Genomic DNA, 20,301 nt, shown 5'->3' with positions numbered 1-20,301 from the left:
AATAAATTGGTATTGCATTATATTAAATAACTATTGTTATTTGAATTATCTTTTAATTTCGACAAATATATATAACATCCCGAAACTGAAGCTCACGTGCAATACTCCACGTGAGCTTATCGGAATAATAAAGAAAATTGAGTGAAAATCATTCAAGACATGGCATCCGGCAACGCGGGAATGCGCACGCTGACGGTTGTGCCTTTACCCGGTTCGCTATCGAAAGCTAATCCGAATTCCTCCCCATATACGAGTTGTATCCGCTCATGGATATTTTTTAATCCGTAACCCGCGCGATCCTTAGGCTCAGAAGCTTTGGACATGATCTTCGAAATCCGATCGGCCGGCATGCCGACCCCGTCATCCCTCACATAAAGAATGATGCTGCGCCCGTCGAAGTCCGACCGAATGGATATGGTTCCGCGTTCCTCCGGTTTTTCCAAGATGCCGTGGATAATCGCGTTCTCGACGATCGGTTGAAGGACGATTTTAATGATGCTTCGGCTGAGTACGGTCTCGGGCACCTCGATCTCCAATTGAATGCTCCCGCCAAACCTCATATTCTGAATATCGATGTAAGTCTTTACGTGCTCCAATTCGTTCCGGATGGAGATGATATCTTGGCCATCGCTTAGGCTGAGCTTATAAAATTTGGACAAGGCGACGACGACGACGCCAATCTCCGGAGCCTGATTTTTGACCGACATCCAGTTGATCAGATCGAGGGTGTTATAGAGGAAGTGAGGGTCGATCTGCGCCTGCAAGGCCCTTAATTCCAAGTTTTTGATTTCCTTTCCCAGCAAATACTTTTCCTCGATATTCCCGGAGATCGTAGTCAGCATATGGTTAAAGCTTCGGATCAGCTCGCCGATCTCGTCGGCGCTTCCGGGGACGAGCGACGTTTGATAGTCTCCCCGCACGGCTTTTCGCGTGAGCACCATGAGCGCCCGGATTCTTTTGATCGCGGTGGAAGCGGCGAAGAATGAGAAAGGCAGCGTAAACAAAGCGATGAGCAGAAATACGAGAATCATCGGTTTCCTGGATTTGTTGCTTTGGCTGTGGATATCGGCGTAGGGGGTCGTCAGCAGCAGCGTCCAATCGGTATTTCGAACATGCTGCGCCCCGACCAGCAGTTTTTCGCCATTCACTTCGAGCGTTTTTAAGTGTCCCGTTCTCAATTCTTCGGAGGCGAATGCGGACAATATGCCGTTGTACGCTTGAAGATCGGGACGGCCGAATTGGCTGGACGTGCTGATGATCTCATGGCTGCCATTCAGAATCAGCGCTTTCGATGACGGAGTGAAAACGGACTGATCCAGGATGGACTGAAAGGTGGACGAAGGCAGCAATAGCTGGACGGCGCCATTGCTATCCAATAGGTTGGTGCTGCTCGGTATGCTCCGGATCACATGGATAGAGGGTTCGTCGCCTTCCTGCGGGAAGACGCCGTTCCCAAACCATTTGATTTTATTTTTCTCTGCCATCAAGCTTTCGTACCATACGGAATGCAGATACCGGTTCAAGTCCTTGAACGTGTCGTTCTGCGCCAATGCTACCAATCCGTCCTTCATATAGATGCGGACATGGCGAATATCGGGATTGCTTTTGGAGACAAGAAAGACTTTATCGAGCGTGCCGGCGTCGAGGAGCCAGCGTCCGATATTATTCCGGTAGAGGTCCCGATTTGTTTGACTCAATTCCTGCACGGTGTCGTTCAACGCGATCATGTTCAAGGAGTTGACCGCGGATTCGGTCTTGAATTCGAGGAAAGCTCGGGTTTGGCTGAGAACCTGGCGAGCGGAGTACAGCACATCCTTCTCGTTTTCCCTTTGCGATACGGACGCATTAATATACAGAAACATGCACAAGGGAATTAAGATCAACGCCAAGTAGGATAGAAACAACTTGTACTTAATGCTTAAATCCTGTAGGCGGGCGAGCCGAAGGAAGATCATAAATAGTACTTCTTCATGAATGTAGTGGGGGAGCAGCCGGTATGCTTTTTGAATAGAGTCGAGAAATAGTTGGCGCCCGGATAACCGATGGAAGAGGCGATCTCGTACAATTTCAAATCCGAGTCCTTCAGCAATTCCTTGGCTCTTTCCATGCGGACTTCGGTGATGTATTCGTTCAGCGTTTTCCCCGTGTGTTTCTTGAATAGCGCGCAAAGATAGGTATGGCTGAAGTTGGAGTGGGCCGCGATTTTCTGGGTCGTCAATTCGGGGTCGCTATAGTTTTCCTTGATGAATCGAATGGTACCGGATATTTTGCGGCTCACCGAATCGAATGTCCCGAGGGTTCCGAACAAGGTCTCGATCCGTTGGAGGACAAGGCGGGAGAGTTCCGCGAGCGTAGGCGCTTCCTGAGCGGCATCTCGGGAATTCCGTAAGGCTCCGTCCAATTGGGGAGAGACGAGTCCCCGGTCTTCGGCGACCTCCGAGATGATGTTCAGAAGCTGGCGGAATAGATGTCGAATCTTCGGAAGGTCGTCATCCATGGACAACCGGATTTCGTCCGTCAGGCCGATGACGATTTGCTCGGCGGCCGCTTGATGATCCGCATTGAGATTGTGCCGGAACGCGATGCAGCTTGACGGGTCCATATCATAACGGCAACCGGCTATACTACCGGCTGTGATGATCCGATTCGTTCCCAAATAAAAGCCGCCCGTCGATGCTTGTACCGCTTCGGCATAGGATGGCGGAATTTGGGATAACTGTCGGACGGGCCGTCCTGCTCCCAGGGTGACTTCATAATCATTGCCGGAGTGTGCAACGAGCCGGGCCAATAGCAGCTGCAGGCGTTCTTCCGCGAACGCTGCGGCGGGAGCCTGCGAGTCGTAGATAATAAGCGTCAGATGGTCGTCGACGTCGAAACCGGCGAGACAGTCGGAGGATGCCGAGACCGGCAATTCGAAGAGCAGCTGCAGCAGCGTCCGTTTGCGCGAGTCTCTATCATGGCGGTTCAAATCGGAGTTCCAGTTCATTCTGGCATAAGCGCAGAAATAAGAGCCGGAAGGAGCGAAAGGGTAAAACGCGGCATACTTCCGCGTCAATGCGGGGATATCGGCGGATTCACGGATCAGTTCAAGCGTAATTTCTTGACGAAGGAGAGGCGCGGTTTCCTCCATGACCTGCATGGCATACCGAAGGTCCGCTTTTTTTGCGGCATCATCTCTGTATTCCGTGACCGCTTTCGCAAGGGTGCGCTTGATTTCCTCCAGGTTAATCGGCTTCTCGATGTAGCTCGTCGCATGGAGCTCGATGGCCATCTTCAAATATTCCTTGTCGGCATAACCGCTCAGGAAGATGATTTTGCAATCCGGATAAAGCCGACGGATTTCGGCTGCCAGCGCAAGGCCATCCATCTTGGGCATACGGACGTCGGTCAGAAGAATGTCGGGCTTTAACCGCCGCGCGATCTCGAGCGCGGCGAGACCGTTCTTCGCCGTCTCCACCTTGTCCACCCCCATCTCGTCCCAGGGCAGAAATTGTTTCAAGCTTTCGCGCGTGCAGGCTTCGTCGTCCACGATGATCGCGTTTATCACAAATATCCCCCCTACCTGAAAAAGACATGAATGATAATGTCCTCATTTTATCAAACAAAGCGCTTTATGAAAATGTGAGCGATTTCAAATTCCTAAGAAAATGAAGAATTTCGTAATCCTATGCGGTACCTCCGAAAAATCCTCTCGGTTAAGATCTAATTATCAATAACTAATCAGGGAGGAGCAAGGACTAGTCCTAAGCGCTATCCATCATAAATTAGGAGGACCATGCTGATGTATAAGGGAATCAAAGGAAAAATGGCACTCGTATTGACGTTCATACTGTTCCTAGGTTCGATCCAGATCCTGCCTTCTCGGCTTCCGTCCGCTCAGGCTGCCGATTCGGATTGGCCGGCTGCCGTCAGGACCGGGGTGAACGTACAGTTCAAACCGGAGGACGCGCTCGTGACGACGCAGAATCCGCCGGATTTCGGATGGCCGTACATTCCCGGCGCCGATCAGTACGCTTTGGAGGTAAGCCGCAAGGCGGATATGTCGGAGGTCGTTCACCAGCAACAGGCGCTTACCTCGAACCTCTACAATTTCCCCGACGCGTTCGAGACCGGAACCTGGTATTGGCACGTCAGGTACCACAAACCAGGTACGGGCTGGTCGGCCTGGAGCACGGTCCGGAAGTTCCGGATCGCCGAGGAAGCCGTTCCATTCCCCGTTCCCGCGATCAACACGCTGATCGGGAACGTCACGCCGCAGCATCCCCGGATCTTGACGCGGCCCGAGGAATTAGCGGAATTCAGGGCGCTTGCGCAGACTAGCGGCAAGACCGTGTTCGACGCCAAGATGAACGCCTACAATCAATCGAAGAACGCTCCGCTGTTGACCGAACCGACCTTTCCTTACCCCGATGACTACAACAAGAACTCGCCGGAATACGTCGAAGCGATCCGAGCGCTTAAACGCTACGTCGATCCGGCGATCTCGAGGATGCTGGACGCCGCCTTCGTTTATCTGATAACCGGAGATCCGGAAATCGGAGACGACGCGAAAGAACAATTGCTCCATCTCGCTTCCTGGGATCCGGACGGGGCGACCAAATATTCGATCAACGATCAGGTGGACCGCGCCATCTCGTATCGCTCCGCGTACGTGTACGACTGGATTTACGACCGGCTGTCTCAGGAGGAGAAGGAGCAGGTACAGGAGATGATCGTCTACCGGACCGAGCGGATGAGTCATGATCTGCTGATCGATCAGCCTATCCGGCAGTATCCGTACGATTCGCACGGCTGGACGAACTTCGGCTTCGTGGGCGTCATCGCGACGGCGCTGCTTCATGACGTCCCCGAAGCGGCGGATTGGTATCGGCAAGTCGTCCCCGCCTATATCAACTTGCTGCCTCCTTGGGGAGGAGAGGATGGATCCTGGTCGCAAGGCACGGGCTACTGGCAATGGTCTTCCTCGGCGAACAAGGAATTCATGGATATCCTGTTAACCTCGAGCGGATTCAATTTGTACGACAAGGCTTTTTCGCGCAATGAAGGTCTTTATCCGCTTTACGCGTTTCCGCATAATTCCAGGAAAGGCGTTTTCGGAGACGACAACCATTATGTGCCCGGCAGCACCAGCGTATCCATCTTGAACCGGTTAGCCCAAGTGTACGGCGATCCCCGGATGAAATGGGGAGCGCAGGCGATCGGCGCGGTTCCGGGAGCCGGATTGTCCGATTATTACTGGGACGCCAGTCCGATTACCGCCCGTCCGCCCGTGGATCTGCCGAAGGCGAAATGGTTTCCGACGACGGGACTCGTCGCCATGCACTCCGAGCTGTACGACCCCGACCGCGTTTCGTTCTATTTCCGCTCGAGTCCGTACGGAAGCTACAACCACAACCATGCGGATCAGAACGGATTCATTATTCAAGCATTCGGAGAGTCGCTGGCGGTGGAGGCCGGATTTTACGATTATTACCACAGCGAGCACCATAAGGATTACACCAGGCAGACCCTGGCAACGAATGCCATCACGATTGACGGCGGCAAGGGCCAGCCGATCAACAGCATCGACGCGGACGGCCGAATTCTCGGTTTCGTCACCAGCCCCGACTTCGATGCGACTAGCGGAGATGCGTCGGCTGCTTATAACGGCGCGCTGAACAAGGCGCTGAGACATGTCATTTACTTGCGGCCCGATATGTTCGTCGTGATCGACGACCTCGCGACGACGATTCCGGGCGGTTCGAACTTCGAATGGCGCCTGCACGCCGAGGATCAGATGGAGCTGGACGAAGATGGAGCCGGCGCAACGATCCATAAAGGCGAAGCCGCGTTGAAGATCCGGTTCTATACTCCGGGGCAGATGGAATCGACGATCGATACGAAGTTTATAGGCATCAACGGCAAAGAGGTGAAGCCTACGGGGAGTTTCGCCTCCGAAGAGCAAGTCCATGCCGCGTTCGTGACGCCCAAGACCGGGGCGGTCAAGATGGTTTCGACGATGGAGCCCTTTAAGCATGGGAGCGAACCGAACGGCACGGTATCGACCGACCATGGGGACTTCATGAAGCTGGCCTTCGAAGACGGATCGACCGTGTATGTCCGGATGACGGCCGGCGGACTCATCGATACGGGAAGCGACGGGTTCCGATTCGACGGAGCCGCGCTCGCGGTCAAAGGCGACACGGTGCTTCTCGTCGACGGTACTCGTGTCGAGAACAACGGCGTCGCGCTGATCGAGAGCGATCAGCAAGCGACGATCGTATTCGGCGATGACCGGCTCTCCGTCTCTCCCCAGGCTGACGCGCAAATCGCGATTCACGCTCCGGGAGTTACCGTCGTGCGGGACGAAGCCAGCGGTGAACCGATCCCCTCCGGCGGTTCCGTGCAGTCGGCGACGGATGCGCGCGGTATCCATTTGGCCTTAGCCGACGGCGTTCTGACGCTCAACGTCGAGAAGGGCCAGAAGGCTTTCAAGCTGAACGACGCGCCTATGCCCGGCGCTCTGCCTCCCACGACGATGCAGGTGGAAATCGACGGGGCAAGTTCGGAGACTGCTCTTCAGACTTATCGCGACATAGACGGGGTTCCGGTATCTTGGGGCAACTTGCCGAATGCGGCGGGCTTCTACGAAGTGCAGGAGGCGCCGGCCGGCTTTACGTTCGAAAAATTCGGGCGTTCGCGGAGCGTTCTGCTGGATGCGAATGCGGCCATTCTCGTGCGGGGAGATATCGGCGTCCTGAAGCTGAAGTCCGTCGGAACGGGAGATCCCGCGGCCGCGGATACATGGGAAGACCCGGAAGCGACGAGAGCGGTCACGAACATGCTCCTGCAGGAAGCCGAGTCGTTCACGGGCTACGGCGGCAAGGCTCCGACCCGGTATACGACCCGTCCGTTCCTGTCCGGGGGAGCGGGCGTGACCAGCTGGGATCAAATCGGCCAATCGATTGAGTGGCGCTTCAACGTGCCGAAGGCCGGCAAGTACGACCTTGTTATCAAGTACGTAGCGGGCTGGGATTTGCCGAGCGAACCGGCGGAAGATTCTACCTCGATCCGCTTCGTCAAGATCGGCGACAAGATGAATTATTTCGCGGCGCCCAAAACGATAAGCTTCGGCTCCGTCCCCTCCCAGTGGAGAGGACTTCGCGTGAAGACGGATCAGCAATTGCCGGCAGGCCCGGTGGATCTGACGCTATGGCACCAACGCGGCGGGATGAACCTGGATTGGATCGCGCTCGTTGAAGTCAAGGACGACGAAATCCTCCCGACGGCGCCGGGCAATCTGCGTCTGGATTCCCAGACGTCCGATTCGGTGGAGCTCAGCTGGGATGCTTCGTCGGATAACGTAGAGGTGAAGGAGTACCACGTCTTCGCGAACGGGGTCCGGAAAGCCGTAGTACCGGCAGGCACCCTTAACGCGGCGATCGGGGGGCTGTCCATGGGGAACGCTTACGCATTCACCGTTAGGGCGGTCGATACGAGCGACAATCTTTCGAAGGCATCGAACGAGCTTGCGATCACGATAGCGGATACCACCGCTCCGACATGGGGAGAAACGTCCTCGATTAGTCCGATCCAGACATTCCCGAACGCGGTTCGGCTCGCTTGGACGGAAGCGACGGACATCGGCCCGGTAACCTCCTACGTCCTGAGCGCAAGCAGGGACGGTTCGCCGATCCTACCCGAAACGTCGGTTACGGGCTTAACCTATGACGTGACGAATTTGCAGCCGGGCGGAACCTACCGCTTCAAGGTCGAGGCCGTCGACGAGCATGGCAACCGAACCGTCGACGGACCCGAAGTTACCGTGTCGCTGCCCTTGACGGGCGCCGCGTTCTACGATTCATTCGACGATTGGCAGCCGGGAGAAGCGATCAATGGCAATGGCTGGACGTTCAATAAGAGTAACGGGACGTCCGTGGTCGTCACGCCGCTTGCAGATACCGGCGGTCAAGGGTTGCAGGCGGTAGACAGCTATCACGATTCCGCCAATCCTTCGGCGGGTCCTCCGTTTCTGCTGCGCAAACATACCCCGCTAACGGGGAAAGTGACGGTGGAGACGAAGCTGTCGTTCGACAAATTGAACCACAGCGTCGGCAACTACGAGACGGCTCTGTACGGCAGCGGCGCGATTTTCGCTAAGTTCATCGGATATTCCGACGGCGGCATCGGCTATCAGAAAGGGGTCGAAGGCGCGAATTCTTACGTCCGGATTACGCCGTACGGCACCTACCAGCAGCCTTCCGGTCAATGGATGAACGTCCGCTTCGATATCGACTTGGCAGCGAAGACCTTCGACCTGACCGTGCAGGCCGACGGGCTGAAGACGTACTCGGGTATCCCGGACAGCGCGGGAACGCTGGATCGGTCCACGGGCATCTACCGCGTGGAGGATGTCCCTTTCATGGTCAGCGCGATCAATGTCGCGCAAGTCGATCATTTCCAGCTCAGAGGGGGATCCTTCACAGGGAAATACACGATGGATTACTTGACGGCTTATCGGACCGAGACGGCTCCAAGCGTTCGGATCTCGGCCAAACCGGACCTGAGCGCGGGCGAAGCGTTCCCCGTATCCGTCGGGCTGGGCAATGTAACGGATGCGGTCCACCATAACGCAGTCCTGAAATATGACGCGAGCCGGTTCGAGTACGTATCCGCCGAAAGCCAGGTCGAAGGACTTGCGATCGGCGATGTCTCGAATGATGCGGCCAGCGGGCTCGTAAGCATCCCATCGGTGAGCGCGTCGCCGATTAGCGGATCGAGCGATCTCTACCGCGTGTTCTTCCGGGCCAAATCGCCGGGGACGGGCACGATTGGCATCGGCAGCGCTCAATACGGGTCTTCCGCTTCGAATATGAACGCGCTGACGGCGCTTCCGACGATTACGCTCACCGTGGCGGCGGCGCAGGCGGATAAGAGCCAATTGCTCGCCGCAATCGCGGCCGCCGACTCGAAGGACGAACAGCTCTTCACGCCGGATTCGTGGGCTGCGATGCAAAGCGCGCTAGAAGTGGCGATTGCGGCGAACGAGAACCCTATTGCGGGCCAATCAGAGGTCGATGGGGCAATAACCGCCTTAACGTCGGCGATTCAAGCGCTTGTGCCGATCGCCGATAAAACCGCGCTTGCGGCCGGCATCGCTTCCGCTCAGTCTCTGAACGAGGAAGATTATACCGCGGCATCCTGGACGAATTTGCAGACGGCGTTGACGCAAGCGATCGCGGCGAACGACGATGCGAATGCGACGCAAGCGCAGTTGGATTCGGCCGCAGCCAGCTTGGAAGCCGCCCAAGACGCGCTCGAGCCGAGCGCCGCTGCGGTTCCAGGGCAAGGCGTGCTGTCCAGCAACAGCGGTCACGCCAGCGGGCTGCATGACGGCAATTACAAGATCACGATGAACCTGTGGTGGGGCCAGAACGGCACGAGCTACACGCTATACGAGAACGGAATCGCCATCGACGCGAAGCGGCTGACGGACGGATCGCCTAGCGCGCAGATCGCGGAAACGACCGTAACGGGCAAGCCGAACGGCACGTACGTGTACACGTGCGAGCTTCGCAACGGTCGTGGCGCCACCGCCTGCGCTCCCGTGACGGTCACCGTCAAGGACGCGAATCCCGGCAATCCGGTGCTGTCCCATAACAATTGGGATCAGAACGGCGATTACGCGGTGACGATGAACCTGTGGTGGGGCATCAACGGGACGACCTACAAGCTGTACGAGAACGATGTGCTGATCGATACGCAGCAACTGAACGCGAATACGACTTCGGCGCAATCGGCCATCACGCAGATTTCAGGTAAGACCGCGGGCGCTTACCGCTACAAAGCCGAATTGATCAACGCAACCGGTACGACCGAAAGCGAGGAAATGACGGTCACCGTACAATGACGCTCTCGTCCCTTGGACACAGAAGCCGCTACGCCGAATACTCGCGGGCAGAATGGATTTAAATCGTATACGGTTACGCAACAAGGCCGCGGCACAAGAAGTCCGGCCTTGTTGCGTTATGCCTGATCGAGAACCGAATAGGAGAAGGAGTGACCCCGAAATGAACTTCTTGCATAGAAAATTCATCGCGGTTCCTGTATTCGTATTGGTTGTAGGTTGGTTCACCGCAATTCCATCGGCGATTGCCGACGAGCCCGCCTATGAGGCGATTCCTTCACCGATTGCAGCCCATCCGCGAGTATTCGCGACGGCGGCCGACAGAGCGGACTTGACGGCAAAGTGGAATGCAACTTCCGGCTGGGCCAAAGAGGCGGCGGAAGCGCTCAAGGACGACGCCGATTACGATGGGTCCTTCGTATTAACGGAGTTACAGTATAACAGTGCGAATTCGCCGACGACGAACGAAAACCAGCAGGCAAGAGAAAGTCTGGATGCGCTCGCTTTCAAGTACTTGATGAATCCCGTCGCCAATCAGGCTTCGGGTCAGGCCGCGGTAACGGGAGCGAAACAATACTTCGGATCGCTCGTACTCCCGGCGGCAGGGGGAGATCACCACGTGATCGGCAGAAACCTGTTGACCGCCGCGTTTGTTTACGATTGGTGCTACGCTTTGCTGACAGACGAGGATAAGAGCTTCTTCATCGAACGGATTGATCGAATGGCCTCGCAGTTAACCGGTCTCGGCTATCCGGCCTTTAAGCAGAGCGCCGTCACTAGCCCGGGCAGCTCCGAGGTATGGCTGCGGGATCTGCTGGCCGCCGGCATCGCGATCTATGACGAGAAGCCGGAGATGTATAACATCGTTTCCGATGTTCTATTTGAACATGTCTTCCCTGCGCGCGATTTCTTGTACGAGTCGGGGATGCCGTACAATGGCGTCGCTTATGGTCCTGCCAAATACATGAATGATTTGTGGCCGTCTTGGCTGTATCGGAAGATGGGGGAGAACGACCCGTACTGGACACAGACCATGAAGGACGTCCCCTATCGGTGGCTGTACGAGAGAAGACCTGACGGACAGCTCTTGCGAAGCGGCGACAATTATATTTCCACCTACGCGGATCCCGGAGAGTATTGGGACAATTTAGGCGCTACCGCTTATCCCGAATACTTGTACCAGAAAGGGTTATTTCTGACGGAAGCAAATCGTATAAGGCCGAACATCGACACCGACGATCGAACCAACTCTGCGTTGTTCGCGCTTCTGCTGCGTGATTTGACGTTAGCGCCCGAGCCTGTAACGGCGATTACCGAGCTTCCGCTGACGCGGTATTTCGGCAGCCCGATCGGATCGATGATCGCCAGAACGGGGTGGGAAACTTATTCCGGTGACTCTACTAATTTCGCGTCGACTGATGTTGTCGCGGAGATGAAAATCCAGGAGTGGAGCGTGAACGACCATGCCCACTGGGACGCGGGCAGCTTCCAGTTGTATTACAAAGGCGCATTGGCGATCAAGTCGGGCGTATATGAAGGCAGAGACGCGAACAATAACAACAAACTTCTAGGTTATGGAAGCGAGCACGATCTGAATTACCATAAACGCTCCATAGCAGCTAACACGTTGTTGGTCGAAGATAAGGTTACGCCGGAAACGTTCGAATACCGCGGCACGGTTCGCTCGAATGACGGCGGACAGAGGATCGCCAATAACGGCTACCAGCCTTTAAATCTGGACGATTTGCAGAATCCGGCCAAGAAATACCGGACCGGCGAGGTGCTTTCCCATGGCATTCAGGCCGACGATGACGGAGTGCCTGACTTCAGCTTTCTGAAGGGCGATATTACGGCTGCGTATTCGGATCATAAAGTTTCGGGTGTGAAACGGTCGTTTGTTTTTCTTAACTTGAAAAATTCGACGATCCCGGCCGCTTTGATTACCTATGACAAAATTACGGCGAAAGATACGTCCTTCCAGAAGAAATGGCTTCTCCACAGCGAGGAGACGCCTGTCGTGAACGGAAACCGCACCGTGATTGAGCGGGCAGAGGGAAACTACAACGGCAAACTCGTGAACGACACGCTCCTTCCTGCGGCTGCGGACATTACATCCGTGGGAGGAAGCGGCAGTGAATATCTTGTCAATGGAACGAACTATCCGATCAATGACAAGTACCCGGTCAACACGGTTGAAGGAGGAACGCATCGGGTGGAAGTAGCTCCCGAGACAGCAGCCCTGACGGATCAGTTCTTGAACGTGATGCAGGTGATGGATGTCGGGACGACTCCGGCATCGCCCGTCTCCGTGGAGACGCGAACACCGCTTCCGTCGAATGCGAAGCGGCATGACGGCGTCATGATTCTGGATAGGGTGGTCTTCTTTGCTCAAAGCGGGGGACGAAACTCGGATACGTTGAAATTTAACGTGACCAACACTTCCTACGGCACATTGAAGTTTCTGATTACCGACATGGCGGCTGGTTTTTGGCACGTGAAGAAGGACGGCGGAACCGGGTTCCTTGTCCCTTCGACGAAGGAAGGCGGTTACATCGAATTCGAAGGCGCGCCAGGCCAGTATACGATTACCAACTACGGGTTCGCCTCGGATAATGTTACGCCGGATCCGCCGGGCAATGTCCAAGCGAAAACCGTAACGGAGGACTCCGTGACGCTCGAGTGGTCGGAATCCAAGGACAACTTGGGCATCCAACATTATGAAGTGTTCCGCGGCATCGAGTCGGGCGGTACCATAGCCTATACATCCGTCGGTACCACGGATGAAACCTCCATGATCGTGACGGGCTTAACGTCGGGGCTCGCAACCAAATTCAAGGTCAAAGCGATCGATCTGGCGGGCCGCGTCTCGGAGTTCAGCGATGAGATTGAAGCCACGCCCGTCGATACGGAACGTCCGACCGTGCCGGGTAACGTACAGGCCAACGCGGGCGGGAAGTTCATCGAACTCAAATGGGTCGCGTCCGAAGATAATGTGGGCGTCACGGGCTACGACATTTATGAAGGGAACAGACTTGTGGCATCCGGGGTTACGGGGACGCAGCGGTTTATATATCCAATCGATCAGTTTGCGGTCGATCCAGACCGGCTCTACCGGTTTACGGTCGTCGCCAAGGACGCCGCGGGGAATCAATCGTCCGCGCGGACGACATTAGAGCACTTCGGCTGGTCGCAAACGGACAGCTCGATCGATGTCTGGACCACGAGCGCGGAGTATCGCATCCCTAGCGCCAATCTCTCTTATATCGAGGCCGAGCAATATCGGGCATTGACCGGTCAATGGTATCTGATGAGCGATTCTGCGCAATCGGAGGGCACCTATATTCGCACGGCGTCCGCCAATCCGAACGATCAAATCTACCTGGAATATAAGCTGAACGTGGAGACGACCGGCAATTATTACATTAGCATTCTGGGGAGGGGCGGCAGCGCAACGCCGAACCATGTGACCTTGCGGATCGATAACAACGCCGCTTCGGGGCAGAATATTGCCCTGTCATCCGGCGAATGGGGCTGGCAGCGCACGGGTTCGACCTTCTTGATCCCGGCGGGATCGCACACGCTGCGCCTGCTGCAAAGCCGGAGCGGATTGGATGTGGATAAAATCGCGATTTCCACCCAGACGACTGTTCCGACAGGCACCGGCGGCACGGCGCTCAAACCGGTGGATTCGAAGCCTCCTGCGCAGCCAACCCTGTCGTATTCCAAACCGTCGGATACCGAGTTTAAGCTCATGTGGACCAAATCCGCGGATAACGACAATACCGCGGCGCCGCAATATGAGTTGTTGATGTCGGAGGGCACGACCGAACCTTCCCTAGTCGTTCAGACAGCGTCGCCCGCAACCCAATATACGGCGTCTAATCTGACGATCGGCACTCGGTATAATTTCAAAGTGCGGGCCATAGACGCGGCAGGCAATGAATCTTTCAGCAATGTCATCCATATAACGCCCTAAGAATATTAAGATGACGCTGCTTCGTCATGATCCAGCATGCTAACCGGCCGGAGAATCGGTATAATGAAGAAAATGAACGTGATCGGAGCCGTGAAGGGCTAGATGCCTTATAGGCTATAGGGGGTTCATCGATGCTAAAATCGTTCAATCGTTTCGGTATAGCGGCAAGCGCCATTCTGATGATTGGAACGATTCTGTCCGTGTTCAGCGGCAGCAACCAGGAGTTGAAGCCATCCACCGGGACCGGGGGCTCGCCGCAAGCGGCGAGCCCCCGGTTTGGAATCGATACGTCCAAGGAATTGCTGCTCAAAGGGTATTTGATCGGTGAAGCGTCCAAAGGAATGGCCAAGGTCATGACGGAATTAAACACCCGATTAAAGAAAGACATCCATGCCACCATGCAAGTGGAGTATATCGGGTGGAACGATCTCGAGGCCGAGTATCCCCTTATTCTGGCTTCCGGGGAGGACGCCGATTGGATCTATTCCGCCAACTGGAACGGATTCGTCCAGCATGCGGCCAAAGGAGCCTACTTAGAAATTACCGAAGAGATGATCCGGAGATACATGCCGAGATATTACGCGTCGGTGAATAAGCTTGCGCTCAAGAAAGCGAGCGTCAATGGCAAGATTTATATGATCCCCGCGCCGGGAAAGTCTCCGGCCATTCCAATGATGGCCATCCGCGGCGACCTGAGGAAAAAATATAAGATCCCTGAAATCACGAAAGTATCCGATCTGGAACCTTACTTCGAAGCGATCAAGAAAAACGAACCGAACATGATACCGGCGCAGCTGAGCGGGATGACGGACACGAACCTGATCTATCAGCTAATGAACGAACAAGGTCAAAGCTCGATCCAGATCATCAGAGGCATAGGCATTGCCCACTTCATGGAAGAGGGTACGGGTAAACTGTACACGTATGGAGAAGAACCGTTGGCCTCCCTGGTCAAGAGCTCCGCGAAAACAATGAAAGCTTGGTATGATGCCGGCTACATTAATCGGGATTATTTCGCTAACAAAGTAGCCAGCATGGAGGCGTTCAATCAAGGCAAATCGGCGATCGGACTCGGCAATACGATCAGTTTACGGTCAGCCCTCGCCAAAGGTAAAGAAAAGGGGTATGACGTTGAACTTATTCCGTTCATCGATGCCCATGGAAAAGCGCTCGCCGCTTCGTACACCGTGAATGGGTTTTCCTTGCTTGCGGGGGCGAAAAATCCGGAGAGAACCTTGATGGCGATGGATTTGATCATTTCGGAGAAATCCTACAATTATTTGGTCTACTACGGGATCGAAGGCGAGCATTATATCCTGAACAAGGATGGCAAGCTTGAGCTTCCGGCCGGCGTGACGCCCGGCAGCAATACGTATCCGCCCGATGCGTCCGGATTTTGGTTTACGGATCTAAGGCAATTCCCGGCCGAGGCTTCTTGGAGCGAGGATTACATCCAATTGCTGAAGAACGTTCAGGAGAAATACTTATATACTAGCGTGCTGGAAGAATTCAACGTCAATACCGAATGGATCAAATCCGAGATCGCGGCGTTGAACAGCGCCAAAGATCAGTTCCTCACCCCCCTGATCATGGGGTCGGTACAAGATGTCGACACGGCCTTCAACACGTACATCGAGAAAGCGAAAGCGGGGGGATTGGATAAAGTGAAGGCTGAAGTGCAGAAGCAGATCGATGTATTCATGAGAGAGAAGACAAGATGAATGCAAGCCAAGCCATGTCGGTTGAGCCTCTTCCGTTCGGAAGAGGCTTGATTGCGTTCGCCATCGCGTCATTACGGGACTTAACTCGTCCTAACTGTAGCAAACCGCGAATTCGCCCATACGATGTAGAGAACTTCAGATCGTGATAAAGGGGAATCGTATGTATCCTTATTCTAGGGCGTTTACAAGCAACCCGAGCATTGTCTCTTCTGCCTTGGGAGATGTAACCGGTGACGGAATCGCCGATTATGTCTATCTCACGGGGATTCGAACGGCAGATAGTCCTTTTATCCAAGAGATCACGCTGGTCGTACGGGATGGCGGCAGCGGCCAGGCGACCTCTGTACCGCTTAAAGATAACGCGGGATATAATCCGCGATTATTTCTAGGCGACTTTACCGGGAACAAGATCGACGATATTTTGATCAGCATCGATTCCGGCGGCAGCGGGGGCATGATGTTTCACTATATCTATTCGTTCGTAAACAATTCGCCGCGGGTGATTTTCGACTTTAACGTATACAACGAGGTCTTTCAATACGAGGTTACTTATAAGGACGACTACAAAGTCGAGGTCGTTAGTAAGGCGAACAATATGACATATATCATTGATCTGTCGTACAAAGGCGCTGAGTATTTGGGTGAAATCTATGAGGAGAACGGGAAGCTGAAGCAGCCTATTAGCGGGTTCGTGAATCCGCTGAGCGGATTGTATCCCGTCGACTTCGATGCCAACCAAGTCTATGAGCTGCTGGCCTACCAGAGAATCGCCGGGAGATATAACGCGGACGCGCTTGGGAACGTCTTGAACACGTTGGCTTGGAGAGAGAACCGATTTACTTTGGCGAACCAGAACGTAGCTATTTATGGCTCGTAACAACGACTGGACCAGATAATCGCAGTACGGATAACATCGATAAGCCTCTTCCGGTTGGAAGAGGCTTATCGCGTTGCTAGATTACTGGGACAAAGCGAATCCCAATGTATCAGATACAGCGGGATTTTTTGATATTCACGGATTTAGTTTGATATTCGAATGAAAAGAAGATAGAAAATGTTCGGAACGAATTTTTAATTTTGCATATTAGTCGTCTACACTCGCAACCGATCTCTAACTGTCGATTTGTTATCCGGAACGTCGTGAAGTTCAGCATTCACGAAGCCGAGGTTGCGCCCGTACCGGCGCGTTAACGGGGATTGTGCAAGAGGGTGTCGATCGACCCGCCTTCGTAAATAATGCGAATCGCGTTCCCAAGGAGCTGGGAAGCGGAGAGGACGCGCAGCTTCGGATGCCGCTCCGGCGTCTGTTCAATCGTATTCGTGACGACGATCTCTTGGATATGCGCTTGGTGCAATTTGTCCAACGCGTTGTCGGAGAACAAACCGTGCGCCACGCAGACGTACGCCTCATTCGAGCCTTGCCGCTTCAATGCTGCTACGGCATCGAGTACCGTTCGACCGGTATCGATAATGTCCTCAATCACGATCGGCGTTCGGCCGCGCACGTCGCCGATGACATGCGACTCTTCCGGGGGCCTGTCCTCGCGACGTTCCTTCAGCATGATCGCGAACGGCGCGTCGAGGCTCTCCGCCAGTTTCTCCGCGATCTTGGCGCGCCCGGCGTCCGGGGAGACGACGACCGGGTTCGGAATGTTGGTCTCCTTGAGATACTTGGTAATTAAATCAAGCGTAGTCAAGTGGTCGACCGGAATTTTGAAGAAGCCTTGGATCGCGTCCGCATGCAAATCCATCGTGATGACGCGGTTTGCGCCGACGGAGGTCAAGACGTCCGCCACCATCTTGGCGGAGATCGGATCGCGCGGCGCGACCTTTTGCAGTTGTCTCGCATACCCAAAGTAAGGGATAAGCACGTTGATGGTTTTCGCGGAAGCTCGTTTGGCCGCATCGATCATGACCAACAGTTCGATCAAATTGTCATTGACCGGGTGGGAGAGCGATTGGACGATGAAGACGTCGCAAGTGCGAAGCGGTTCCAAATATCTCACGTAAATCTCGCCGCTCTTAAAGCGCGAAATTAGGATTTGCCCTTGTTCGACGCCGAGATTGTCGCAAATCTGAGCGGTTAAGGACGGGTTAGACGTACCTGCAAAAATTTTGATTTTCGACATGATATCCTCCAATTGCGTAAAGCGAATGCAGCTTTCTGTCCGAGAACGTGACATTCGCTACTGGTAGGTCTATTATACACGTAAATAAAGGAGCCAGGCGGTTTGTTACGGACAAAAATCTGTATTCGATGCAGATGAAGCTGTATCAGATCATTATCGGCCAATCAGCAGTTGGACAGCCAACAAGGAGGCGAAGGAAGCGTCGGCGCCTACATTGTGCCCGAGTCGCTGAAAGCGGCCAGCGTGATGTTTACGACCCCCGATTTTGTTGATCTATCCCATACTGCAAAAGTATTTCGTCGATGGCGTGATGACCGGAGCGATCAAGGGCTGACGGGGATCCGGATCAGAATGAAAGGGGGGATCCCGAAAAGCAGCAAAAATGCGAAGTTGGCCATCAAGTATCTGAACCGGATGGCGGACCCGTAAGTGCTGTTCTTCCTGCAGTTCGGCCAAGAAGGCGTCAACCACAAGCTGCAATACCCAGGCTAGATTATACGAGTCCGAGCTGAGCCAGTGGCAGGCGGAGTTCTCGTCCCTGGAGAGTCAGATCAACCTCCATTTCCTCTATAATACACTGAATTGCATCAGCAGCATCGGATTGGAATACGGAAGCAGAGAGATCGCGCAAATGACGTCATGCATGTCTAAGATTTTCCGGTACAGCATCAAAAAAGACGAGCTCGTACAGATCGGAGAAGAATTGGATTGTATGCAGGCTTATATGAAGATCATCTCCATTCGGTACGAAAATAAGTTCTCGATGGACATGCATGTCGATGAGCGGCTATTGGAGATGAAAACGCCCAAAATGATCCTCCAACCGATTGTGGAGAATTCCGTCTACCACGGACTGGAGCGGATGGACCAAGGGGGGCGGCTCTAAATTAGCGGAAGCATGGATGCGAATGGAGACGTGTGCTTCCGTATTATGGATACGCGGAAGGGAATGGAGCCGGCGGAACTGACCGCCCTCCAAGCCAAGCTGGACATGGCGTATCCGAAGCGCGTGCCAGACGGACAAGAGGAGACAAGCATCGGACTAACAAATATTCATATCAGACTCCGGCTGCTGTTCGGAGAGGGTTATGGGATCACGATAGACAGCCGGTTCGGCCATGGGACGACCGTGACGGTGAAAATTCCTGCATAGGAATCTAAATGGAGGCCTATATGAAGACAATACTCTATATGGTTAGGCATGGAGAATCACCATACAATGAAGGAAACGAAAGAACAAGAGGGCTTACCCCAAAAGGAAAGATCGATATTGAAAACGTAACGAAGTTACTTATAGGTGAAGCAATAGACATGATTATATCAAGTCCTTATACTCGAGCAGTTCTTAGTGTTGAGGGATTGGCCGAGCGCCTAAAGTTAGATATAAAAGTATTTGAAGATCTTAGAGAACGTCATTTTTCATCTTCTATTATTGAAAATGCAGAGTTAATGTCTAGTATCAGAGAGAGTTTCAATGACCCCAATTATACCTTGCCGGGGGAGAGTCTAATGCTGTTTGTCAGAAAAGAGCAATCTCAGTTCTAGAACCCCTATTAAAAGAACACAGAGGGAAGAAAATAGTAATCGGGACACATGGTCTTGTCATGACTTTGATGATGAATCATTTTGATCCAGCTTTTGGCTTGGAATTTTTGAATCAATTAAAGAAACCAGATATCTATAAAATGCAATTCGAGGACTTGGAATTAGAAGAAGTAACAAGAATGTGGAATGAATAGTCATTAAAGGTTTATCGAAGAGATCACATAACAGAGTATTCACGCTGCGGGGGACAAGCCCCCCTTTGGGAGACGATATCTCAATACGTACAAGTAGGCAGCCGAGAGATCGGCTGCCTTTGTTTAACAAACATGCGGAGGAAGGATTGCCCGTTTATTAGATTTCTTGCAGGGTGGGCCGAATCGTAAGTTGGTGGTCCGAATGCGGGAGGCCGGCGACTCTTCCTGACGCAATCCTTCGGTGTCGACAGCATTGCACATCACGTGTTGTTTATTTATCGGCCATTGATCCGGAATATATAGAGAAATAGGTAAAGGACAGGATAACATGGGGATAACTTGGATTGATATTTATCATAGGGGTGAAACAATGACAGAACTAAAAGAGTTTATTCGATTTCTTAATGTTCTAGAAAGTAAGAGGATTTTTTATAAGTTAAGTAAGGTTAGACCTGAGGGCGTAATGGTCGAAGTGGCAGTTCCTGGGCAACGATGGGAGATTGAATTTTTGGAGGATGGTACTGTAGAAGTGGAAAAGTTTAATTCCGACGGCAGTTACTACGATGGCAAGGAATTTGAGAACCTACTTCGTGATTTTTCAGACTGATTTTTAACTAAACAGGAGACGCTGGGAGTACTGTTATTCCGATCGAGGAGGACCTATCGATACTGCTACCGAACTACGAGAGTGGATTAACGTACGAACAAATTCAGTAATATTAATGATTTTCAAGAAGTATGTGGAAATTGCGTTCGGGTCTGTAAAGCTTTTTGTGTAAACCCTCTTGAAGTAAAAAAGCTAACGTAAATAATGACCGATACGGTCGGGGAAAAAGACGGAGAGCTGGAG

Annotated in this window: 10 protein-coding genes and 1 pseudogene; 8 read left to right on the top strand and 3 right to left on the bottom strand. The window is 53.5% G+C overall.

What is annotated here, in order from left to right; all coding sequences use genetic code 11:
* Positions 1 to 152 precede the first annotated feature (152 nt).
* Both BCM02_RS24335 and BCM02_RS24330 read right to left on the bottom strand, forming a co-directional pair.
* The gene (locus BCM02_RS24335; protein ID WP_148931744.1) at positions 153 to 1,955 is read right to left on the bottom strand and encodes a sensor histidine kinase; all 1,803 of its coding nucleotides are present in this window, start codon (positions 1,953 to 1,955) and stop codon (positions 153 to 155) included.
* Entirely contained in the window at positions 1,952 to 3,547 is a 1,596-nt protein-coding gene (locus BCM02_RS24330; protein ID WP_148931743.1) for a response regulator transcription factor, read from the bottom strand. Before BCM02_RS24330 ends, BCM02_RS24335 begins: the two co-directional genes overlap by 4 nt.
* Positions 3,548 to 3,781: 234 nt before the next feature.
* On the opposite strand from BCM02_RS24330, the gene BCM02_RS24325 reads away from it, so the two are divergent.
* The 4 genes from BCM02_RS24325 to BCM02_RS24310 all read left to right on the top strand — a co-directional run bounded on the left by BCM02_RS24325 (position 3,782) and on the right by BCM02_RS24310 (position 16,460).
* Entirely contained in the window at positions 3,782 to 9,889 is a 6,108-nt protein-coding gene (locus tag BCM02_RS24325) for a DUF4962 domain-containing protein (protein ID WP_187434393.1), read from the top strand.
* Positions 9,890 to 10,049: 160 nt separating this feature from the next.
* Entirely contained in the window at positions 10,050 to 13,862 is a 3,813-nt protein-coding gene (locus BCM02_RS24320) for a fibronectin type III domain-containing protein (protein ID WP_187434392.1), read from the top strand.
* Between the two features lie 131 nt (positions 13,863 to 13,993).
* The gene (locus BCM02_RS24315; RefSeq protein WP_148931740.1) at positions 13,994 to 15,583 is read left to right on the top strand and encodes a DUF3502 domain-containing protein; all 1,590 of its coding nucleotides are present in this window, start codon (positions 13,994 to 13,996) and stop codon (positions 15,581 to 15,583) included.
* Between the two features lie 160 nt (positions 15,584 to 15,743).
* The gene (locus BCM02_RS24310) at positions 15,744 to 16,460 is read left to right on the top strand and encodes a VCBS repeat-containing protein (RefSeq protein ID WP_148931739.1); all 717 of its coding nucleotides are present in this window, start codon (positions 15,744 to 15,746) and stop codon (positions 16,458 to 16,460) included.
* Positions 16,461 to 16,770: 310 nt separating this feature from the next.
* Here BCM02_RS24310 and BCM02_RS24305 read toward each other — a convergent pair whose 3' ends face one another.
* Entirely contained in the window at positions 16,771 to 17,715 is a 945-nt protein-coding gene (locus BCM02_RS24305) for a ribose-phosphate diphosphokinase (protein ID WP_148932051.1), read from the bottom strand.
* A 505-nt stretch (positions 17,716 to 18,220) separates the two neighbouring features.
* Here BCM02_RS24305 and BCM02_RS36095 point away from each other — a divergent pair.
* The 4 genes and pseudogenes from BCM02_RS36095 (at position 18,221) to BCM02_RS24285 (ending at position 20,058) form a co-directional block, all read left to right on the top strand.
* A complete protein-coding gene (locus tag BCM02_RS36095) occupies positions 18,221 to 18,598 on the top strand; it encodes a sensor histidine kinase (RefSeq protein ID WP_281288235.1) in 378 nt (125 codons plus the stop codon).
* Positions 18,599 to 18,610: 12 nt separating this feature from the next.
* Entirely contained in the window at positions 18,611 to 18,865 is a 255-nt protein-coding gene (locus BCM02_RS36090; protein ID WP_342791334.1) for a sensor histidine kinase, read from the top strand.
* Between the two features lie 20 nt (positions 18,866 to 18,885).
* Positions 18,886 to 19,451 (top strand): annotated as a pseudogene (locus BCM02_RS24290) (histidine phosphatase family protein).
* A 370-nt stretch (positions 19,452 to 19,821) separates the two neighbouring features.
* Positions 19,822 to 20,058: a hypothetical protein gene (locus BCM02_RS24285; RefSeq protein WP_148931738.1), complete on the top strand. Its 237-nt coding sequence runs from the start codon at positions 19,822 to 19,824 to the stop codon at positions 20,056 to 20,058.
* Positions 20,059 to 20,301: the final 243 nt, after the last annotated feature.

The sequence above is a fragment of the Paenibacillus methanolicus genome, assembly GCF_008124765.1.
Lineage (GTDB): Bacteria > Bacillota > Bacilli > Paenibacillales > Paenibacillaceae > Paenibacillus_Z > Paenibacillus_Z methanolicus.
Note: the sequence above shows the minus strand (reverse complement) of the source record. Positions and strands in the feature narration are given on the sequence as shown.